Annotated in this window: 7 protein-coding genes; 3 read left to right on the top strand and 4 right to left on the bottom strand. The window is 38.8% G+C overall.

Annotated elements, in window-relative coordinates; genetic code table 11:
- From JW841_18585 to JW841_18570, 4 genes are all read right to left on the bottom strand, one after another.
- Positions 1-1085 (bottom strand): ABC transporter substrate-binding protein (locus JW841_18585; protein MBN1962945.1); only part of this gene is annotated, 1085 nt, incomplete at its 3' end.
- A gap of 291 nt (positions 1086-1376) precedes the next feature.
- A complete protein-coding gene (locus JW841_18580) occupies positions 1377-1568 on the bottom strand; it encodes a hypothetical protein (protein MBN1962944.1) in 192 nt (63 codons plus the stop codon).
- A 119-nt stretch (positions 1569-1687) separates the two neighbouring features.
- On the bottom strand, positions 1688-2101 hold the full coding sequence (locus JW841_18575) for a PIN domain-containing protein (protein MBN1962943.1): 414 nt from the start codon (positions 2099-2101) through the stop codon (positions 1688-1690).
- Entirely contained in the window at positions 2101-2418 is a 318-nt protein-coding gene (locus JW841_18570; protein MBN1962942.1) for a hypothetical protein, read from the bottom strand. The genes JW841_18575 and JW841_18570 overlap by 1 nt, the downstream gene beginning before the upstream one ends.
- Before the next feature lie 309 nt (positions 2419-2727).
- On the opposite strand from JW841_18570, the gene rplM reads away from it, so the two are divergent.
- The 3 genes from rplM to JW841_18555 all read left to right on the top strand — a co-directional run bounded on the left by rplM (position 2728) and on the right by JW841_18555 (position 8521).
- Positions 2728-3156, top strand: coding sequence for a 50S ribosomal protein L13 (gene rplM, locus JW841_18565; protein ID MBN1962941.1), 429 nt, complete (start codon positions 2728-2730; stop codon positions 3154-3156).
- Between the two features lie 34 nt (positions 3157-3190).
- Complete coding sequence (gene rpsI, locus JW841_18560; protein ID MBN1962940.1) at positions 3191-3589, top strand: 30S ribosomal protein S9; 399 nt, start codon at positions 3191-3193, stop codon at positions 3587-3589.
- Between the two features lie 93 nt (positions 3590-3682).
- Positions 3683-8521: a LysM peptidoglycan-binding domain-containing protein gene (locus tag JW841_18555; GenBank protein ID MBN1962939.1), complete on the top strand. Its 4839-nt coding sequence runs from the start codon at positions 3683-3685 to the stop codon at positions 8519-8521.
- Positions 8522-8551 lie beyond the last annotated feature (30 nt).

Here is an 8551-nt window from a genome sequence, read left to right as displayed (position 1 = left end):
TTGCTTTGGTCAAGGGTGCCAGCTTGCTCAATAGCCTGTTGAAAAAATTCTAATGAAGAATAATACATTAAGTGGCCCCAATACTCTGGGGGGCTTTGATATTTTGCTATGTATTTTGCTTCAAAAGCAGCAGCTTTTGCTGATGTTTTAGCATTCCAGGCTCCTGCGCCCATTACCCCATCAATAGCGTCTGTTCCAGTAATTGAAGCATCTGTTGGGTCGGCATACAGAATTGTATACGGGATAGCATAAGATGTACCAACACCCGCAAAGAATATCTTAGGATTATATTCGTCTCTTAATGCTTCAGTCGTTACTGCAAAGGTTTCATCTGGATAAGTAAAGGCAACAAATGCTTCTGCACCGGCAGTATTTGCTGCTGTAAATAATGCAGAGAATTCTGTTGTCAATAAGGCAATTTTGGTATCGCTAACAATACTAATATTTTTTGCAGTGAGGGCCTTTTCTAATTCATCGTGATATTCAATACCGAATAAATCTTCAATAGATACTACTGCGACTTTAGTGATACCAGCTTCTTCGATTACATCGGCAAGAGCAGGCATTTGCGTATCAGCGCAGTTAAGCACCGAAAAGAAATATGGTAAGCCGCTCATTATGGATTTAAGTTTTACTGCACCACCAGCGCTGCCAAGTAAAATATAAGCAAGACTATTAGCGAGCTTAGCAGCTTCTTCTAACATATTTGTACTTACTGGCGGTAAGATTAGATCAACCTTATCTTCGATAATAAGTTTTTCAAGGAAAGTTAACATTTTAGAGGTATCACTTTCATCGTCATATCTTTTTAACTCTAATGGTAATTTTTTATCATATTCTTTAATATAAATACCACCAGCATCATTCACCTCTTCAATCCACATTTCATAAATTGGAGTAGAGGTTGAATCTGCAACTAATTTTAAAAAACCAGATTGCGATACGGCTTGACCAAAAACGATTTTGTCTTTTTTATCATCTTCACCACAGCTTGTAATACTAAGGAGAAGAAGATTAATAATAAAAAAATAAACTACTGATAAATTGAAGCGATCTGCGAAAGTTTTCTTTACACTATAAAGCATAATAAACTCCTCACATAGCTGCTCAATTGGAAGGTTGCATTTGTTAATACTGCAAAAAAGTATCAATTAGGGTAGCTGTCCTTCAAGGACAAGTCAAATTTCGATTTAACGCTATGCGTAAATTGTGAACCGCTTCAGTTATCCCGGAGACGGACCTGATATGCAAGAGATCACCATTGTGGCCATTACGCCACATTCATAGCTGAAAGCAAAAAATAATGATGATCAGGACTACCAGGCTAAAATGGTTTTTGGCACTAATGCCAGAGCACTAGATAATAGCAACAGCGGTTATTCTGGATACACATATTGAGCAGCAGTAACATCCCCTGCGGTCAAATAACAAGAATCAAGAGAACTTGGATCGGTAGATTCTGCCATTATCGAATAGTAATCGTAATCGGGAGTGCCTGGCACCTTAATCACAGCGATGAAACGACTTGGTAAAAAAATTAAAACAATTGCTAAGTGATGGTGTGACAATTTTATGCAAAATTAAAATAAAAAACCTTTGGCTTAACTACATCATTGCATTAGCTGGCATCATTCAAAGGGAGCACTGGCGAAATAATTAGAATTTTACCTAAGTTGTTGCCATTTATTTAAACAGTTTGTAAGCCAACAGCAGTCGCAGCTTTTAGCATGCGTTCATCAAATGTTGCTAAATAAAAAGGTTCATCAGAGAAGGATGCAAAATATTGAGCTGTAGCAACATGAACAGTATCGAGAGAATGGCAATCAGATAATTCTGGAGTTTGCTTAACTATTTCAATTATGTCGTTATCTACATCTTTTAAAGATATTTCTTCGATAATTTCGTTTAAGCGAGTAAAAAAGATAGTTGATTGCATAGAATGCATTTCAGTAAGTCTTCGTAAAACTGTATAACACTCGATTACTAATAAATTTGAAGATACACGATTATATTCATTGTGCCACAGTTCAAAAGCTTTTTGTGAATATGTATCATTGGCAATAAGCGAAATAACTACGCTCGAGTCAAAATAGGTTGGCATCAGTATCTATCAGTGCGAGTTTGATTTAAAATGCTTTGCAAATTATTCTCTATCGATTGAGATAAAGAAGGTGGACCAGTAAGAATAGTATGCTTGCGCTTAGCTAAATGTATAGAACCTTGGCGTGCTTCTTCTTGTAAGGCATAAAACCAGCGTGATGTTTTATCTAAAGTTGGTTGTGAAGGTATACGGATCTCGGCAACGATTTCATCACGATCTGTTACTAGCACAATTTCGCCTTTGCGAACAAAATCGATATAACGACTTAAATGTGTTTTAAGTTGTTTAATACCTACAGCGCGCATTCCAGATTTCATTCTATAATAGTAGCTACGGTGGTCACTTTAGTCAATACATACATTTATGGACATACATATATGGACCTGCCATAAGTATTAAGTCTTTGGTAGGCTATAAGTTTTTTACTGAAGATCATGAGAATTTATGAAGTTTGTATGTAGTTCTTTAAGGTAGCTTGACAAGATAGGGTAGATTTAGCTAAAAGGCCGGGCTTGGTTTGGTTTCTTATGGCGTCGTATCGCGTTAAATTAGGTTTTGCCAGCGCCATTAAGAAGGCGATTTTTAGCTCTGCGATATTAGTAAACCCTGAGGTTTTTAAAAGAGCCATGAAGACGGTAAGTGCAAAAAAGAACGAAGTAAAACGAAAATGGTTTGTGGTTGATGCCGATGGCAAAGTGCTTGGCCGTATGGCTACTAAAATTGCCTCGGTTCTTCGTGGCAAGCATAAAGTTGAGTATACTCCGCATACAGATACCGGCGATTTTGTTATTGTCGTTAATGCCAGCAAAGTTAAGCTAACTGGCAATAAAGAAAATGACAAAATGTATTATCATCATACCGGTTGGCAGGGTCACTTAAATAGTGCTTCTGCATCGACAGTACGCGCGAAACACCCTGAACGAATCATTGAGGCAGCAGTCAAAGGTATGTTGCCCCGTGGTACGTTAGGTCGCGCTATGCTTAAAAAATTAAAAGTTTATGGTGAGGGTGAGCACCCGCATAAGGCGCAGCTACCCGAAGTAATGCCATTATAACGTAAAGTAAAGAAAAGAAAGGTCAGCGGCGAAGATGGCAGCTCAGGCAGAAATTTGGTACGGCACTGGCCGACGTAAAGAAGCAACCGCGCGTGTACGCCTCAAAACAGGTTCTGGCGAAATAACGGTTAACGATCGCCCGGTTGATGATTATTTTGGTCGTGGCACGTTAAAGATGATTTTAATGCAACCCCTTGAGATCGTTGATCAACGTGGCAAAGTAGACGTTATCGTCAGAGTCGATGGTGGCGGTTTATCAGGTCAAGCTGGCGCTATTCGACATGGGCTGACCAGAGCACTTATCGATATGAGCCCTGATTATCGTTCGCAACTCAAAAAAGCCGGTTTTGTTACCCGCGACCCACGTGCGGTTGAACGTAAAAAATATGGCCGTCCTGGTGCTCGTAAGCGTTTCCAATTCTCCAAACGCTAAACTTTTTTGTAAAATTTTTTTTACAACGCAATTCATCGTATCATCTACCCCTAGTTTTCTTTTAGAATGCTTCTCCAATCACGGAGGAGCGATATGTATAAGTGCCTATCTATCTATTTAGGATTTATTACCTTTTGCACCTTTGCATCAGCTGATTCTGGCAATATTCGCCTACCCCTTAATGATTGGATATCACTACAAGAAGAAATTGCACGGCTTGCAAAACAAACTGAGCCTAAAGCTAGTGCTGCAATTATTAAGCGTAATTTAAGTGCGAGTTTCTCACGCGGAGTACTTAGCGGTCACTTGACCGTAGAGCTTGAAGCAATCGTCGGTAATGAGCCTCTATCAGTGACTATGATAGGAGCATCAGCGTCACTAGCCGATGTAATGCTTAATGGTCAAAGGGCAGTTGCGACCAAAAACCATGAAGGGTATGCGGTATTAATTACTCGCTCTGGTCGTTATAAAGTTGATTTACGTTTTATTCATGGTCAGCAACATGATCGTTTTAGTCGGTCGATTAATTTACCTTTACCCCGAGCACCAATCACCAAAGTAAGTCTTGATTTGCCTGAGAGTGATCTTGATGTAGTAGTTCAATCTGGCGTAATTCAAAGCCAAACTCGTCGCGGTCAAGGAACACACTTAGAAATTGCTTTAAGCAGCACAAGTTTTTTGAGTTTAAGCTGGCAGCGACGCTTATCACACGGCGTACAAACTCGTGAAATGGAAGTACGTTCTTATGTGTTAGCATCAGTACGCGAGGATGTTTTGCGCAGTGAAACCGTACTTGCTTATCATTTATTAGCTGGTGAGACTTCGCGAATAGAAATTGAATTGCCACCCAAATTAGAAGTATCACATGTTATTGGTGATGCGGTTCTGCAATGGACCACCGAAAGAACTTCTGACACTAAACGTAAACTTATCGTATTGTTACGTTATCTAGTTGATAGTGATGTTAAGTTTACCGTGCAAACGCAAATGCCGCATGCTGACAACAAAAGTGAATTTTTATTGCTGCGCCCGTTAGAAGCAAAATTACGAGAAGGTTTTGTTGCCATTGCCGGGCGCACCGGCATGGAAATTACTGTAGAGCGGCATGATGGTTTAAATGAGATTGGTACGCGAGAATTACCAAGTGACTTAGTTGATTTAACCCAAAAACCATTATTATTTGGCTATCAATATGATGGTAAAGCAATACCCAAATTAGTTCTTGCTACCAAACGTAATGCTGAAGTGGCCTTAACCGATGCAGTAATCGACAATTTAGAAGCAGCAACCGTAGTGGTAGAGCAGGGTATTGAAATTACCAAACTTCGTTTGTCAGTTCGCAACAACACACGCCAATATCTTGCGATAAATATGCCAGCAAATGCTACTTTAACGCATGCCCTAATTGATGGGACACCATTTCATCCGGCAGTTTCAAAACCAGCTAATGGGCCAGAGATTTTGCTTATGCCATTACGTCAGTCAGAGAGTACTAAAAAAGACGAGTATCGTTATTATCGTGTTAAAGCCGGGGATACTATTGGTGGCATAGCAATGCGCTATTTTAATGACTATAACCGGGTCAATGATATTATTGCATTAAATAAAAATATTGGCGCCCAAGGCGAACGCTTAGAATTTGGGCAAAGACTTACTATTCCGCAGCGCAACACTACAATTAAAGAAAGCAGTTTCGTGATTGAGCTTGCGTATAAGCTTGATCGTGGTCGATTAAATATAATTGGTAAGCAAACAACAAGCTTGCCAATTCTTGATTTACCGGTAATGGCAATGTCTTGGCATTACTTTTTCCCAGAAGATTATGAAATATTGTCTATTGACACTAATCTTAAACAATTAAGTGAGGTTAGATATAGCTTGATTGATAGAGTAAAGCAGTTTTTTAGAGTAGCTTTTCGGGGGAAGCAGGCTTGGGCAGGCGAATCGTATAAAAATATTTTACATTCACGCAAAGCAATATTTGCCAGCGAACAAAAGAAACAGATCACTGAGGCGTTAGCTTCTTTTCCACTTGTAGGCAAACGTTATCGTTTTAGTAGAGTATTATTAGGTACAAAATCCGCTGATCTCGCATTTGTTTATAGTGCGAGTTGGTTAGCAATACCAATGCGTATCATCGCTTTTTTGTGCTTTTTAATTTTTGGATTATGGCTAATTAATAAAATACGTCATCAGCCCATAACTCAAATGTTACATTCTTTTACTTTTATCCTTTTTATTGCGCAGACTATTATATGGTTTTTCTTAGCATATTATATTTTAGGTATACACCGCCTGATGCTTTGGGGTTTAAATGCAGCAATGCTTTTTGTTTTGCTAGAAGTTTATTTTAATAAGACGCGAGCATTTTTAAAGACACAAGAACCCCCAATAGCAAAATGGTCAATCTTGGTACAATTGCGTACTATAGTTAAATTAGCGGTAGTTTCTATTATATTTGGTATAGTAATGCTGTTCCCCATGTTTTTAGGGTTAGTGTTATTTGTATTACTTGGCATAGTGCATTTTCGTGCGCGACGCTTATTAGCTAATGCTACAGCGGTAATATTGATGTCTTTGGTTACTATTGGTGCATCAGCCCAAGAAATTACCATGCCATTTTCGCAATGGTCAGTATTTTATGAAAAACGCCAAAGTTTACGTGCAAACCAAGACACTAAATTAGGTAAGGTAATTATTGGCGAGACTAATTATAAGGGTCGTGCTTCTGCAGAAGGTTTGCACTTACATATAAGTTTACGTGCACAGCTTGATGATACCTCGTTGCCAAAACATGTCCCAATAATTGATAGTAATGTTATTTTGCTTTCAGCACGCAATAATCACCGTGAATTAGCGCTTAATTTTAATGGCCATGGTTGGGAATGGGTCACTAATGAACGTGGAGCTATAACGGTTGAGGCGGACATTTTAATTCCACCTTCAGGCCCACGTGGTTCTATTGAATATCGTTTTAATATCGTATCAAGTCCTGCCGCCGAATTTACTTGTTTTTTCCCAAGCGCTAACTTATCGCCGCGAGTCGATGGGGCAATGACTAATGATGTTAGGCCATTAAATGGCGGGACTGAACTACGGGCAGTGTTAGGCTCGCTAAGTGAAATACATATTGTTGGCTTTCACGATATCGAAGCTATTGCTGAAGAACGTGAAGCTAAGGTATATGGTGAAACCCAAAATCTGTTTTCATTCGGTGATGATACCGTCGAACTTTTTTCAGTATTAAGACTAACAATACTATATGCATCACAAAAACATTTTCGTATCCAATTGCCTACTGGTTTTGATTTAGTTAAGGCTGACGGTGAAGGAGCTTTTCAGTATACTATTTCAGAAAAAGATCATACCCGTATTTTAGAAGGTGAAACGGCATTTGCGATAAAGCAAAATTACGAAATTTCTTTGCGTTTGGTACATGCATTGTCTGCAGATGCAACTTTGGTGCCTATTAATATTCCACGTTTGATAGATGTTGAGCGAGATAGTGGTTTCGTCGCCATAGAAGTACCAGGGAAATTATCAATAGAAAATATTGATGCAAAAAATCTTCGCTCTATCGATGTGCGCGAATTACCATATGAATTAATCAATAGTGCCGTTACTCCAATAGTGCGCGCTTTTCAATATGAAAAAAGTGAAAGCAAGAACAGTATTGCTAAAATCGGACGTTATCCCGAAAAATCTCTTGCCGCTGGTGGTGTTGATCAGGTTAGAGCTGAAAGTGTGCTTACTGGCGATGGACGTATGATGACCGACTTGCGTTTTTCACTGCGTAATAATCTGCAACAATATTTGGCATTAGAGATTAGCAATGAAATCAATGTACGCAGCGCATTTTTAGAAGGAGAACCAATCAAGCCAAGCCGCGATGCCAATGGTAAATTGTTATTGCCGCTAATTAGGTCACCACAAGAAGCAGATGGTTTGCGTCCGATTAACTTACAAATAGTATATGAATCACCAATAAATAAACTTGGTATGTTTGGCTCACAGCGCTTTGAATTACCGCGGTTATCGGTGCCACTTGCCGCAGTACGATGGAAGATACATGTACCATCGCGTTATGTAAATTCGCGGATACGTGGTGCGGTAAAAACCCAAAATTTTGTTGGCAATGGCTCGTGGTATTCAGCAATGCAAGGTTTAACCGCCAATGTCGATGAAGATTATTCAAGTTTATATGGCAGCATGAATAATGAAATAGATGATATTAATCAAATGCAAGCACCAACACAAAGGATGCCAATGGCACCATCACAAGGAAGATTAACTAGACGTGATACTATACAAGCTGGTGGTGATGCTGCCGGTGCAGTTTCGGTACGTATTGATTTACCCAAAACCGGTAAAATGCTTAATTATCAACGCTATTGGATAGGCGCAACAGAATCAGTATTTGTTGATTTTTCATATATTTCTTCAACCTGGCTAACTTTTTTGCGAATACTGGCGGCATTATTCATATTTGCGCTGCTTAGTTGCGCTGCAGGCTTAATTTCAATTAAATGGCTGATAACTTTGCAGCGCAGACTGATTATCACTTTTGCAGCAATTATCATCACGATATTTACCATTATTTATTTGGCAATATGGCCAGCGGTGCTTGCTGTTATCACGACTATAATTTGGCTGAGTATTAAAGCCGGTTGGTGGCAAAAGGCGCGGTTATTTTTAGTACAATTAGGCATACGCAATATTGAAGCTATTAAAATTTACATTGCTAAAGACCGCGATATACTAATGCAAGAATTGAAAAACCGACGTCAACAACATGGTATCATTTGGGCAATTTTAGCGCCTTTATTAAGTTTAGCATATTTAACTATTAAACTAATATTAGTGTTTGTTTTGTTAACGAGTTTAGGCGGGCTATTTTTACAATTAATTAGTATTTTAAATACACCAGTATAAATTATAGTTTTTTTAAAATTATTGCGGGAT

The sequence above is a fragment of the Deltaproteobacteria bacterium genome (assembly GCA_016931625.1).
Lineage (GTDB): Bacteria > Myxococcota > XYA12-FULL-58-9 > XYA12-FULL-58-9 > JAFGEK01 > JAFGEK01.
The sequence above is the reverse complement of the archived record's forward strand: the minus strand, read 5'-3'. Positions and strand labels throughout refer to the sequence as shown.

Bases quoted from the DNA above. Each gene is read 5' to 3' on its own strand.
- JW841_18575 (MBN1962943.1), bottom strand. From the start codon at position 2,101: ATGCCAACCTATTTTGACTCGAGCGTAGTTATTTCGCTTATTGCCAAT.
- JW841_18570 (MBN1962942.1), bottom strand. From the start codon at position 2,418: ATGAAATCTGGAATGCGCGCTGTAGGTATTAAACAACTTAAAACACAT.
- rplM (MBN1962941.1), top strand. From the start codon at position 2,728: ATGAAGACGGTAAGTGCAAAAAAGAACGAAGTAAAACGAAAATGGTTT.
- rpsI (MBN1962940.1), top strand. From the start codon at position 3,191: ATGGCAGCTCAGGCAGAAATTTGGTACGGCACTGGCCGACGTAAAGAA.
- JW841_18555 (MBN1962939.1), top strand. From the start codon at position 3,683: ATGTATAAGTGCCTATCTATCTATTTAGGATTTATTACCTTTTGCACC.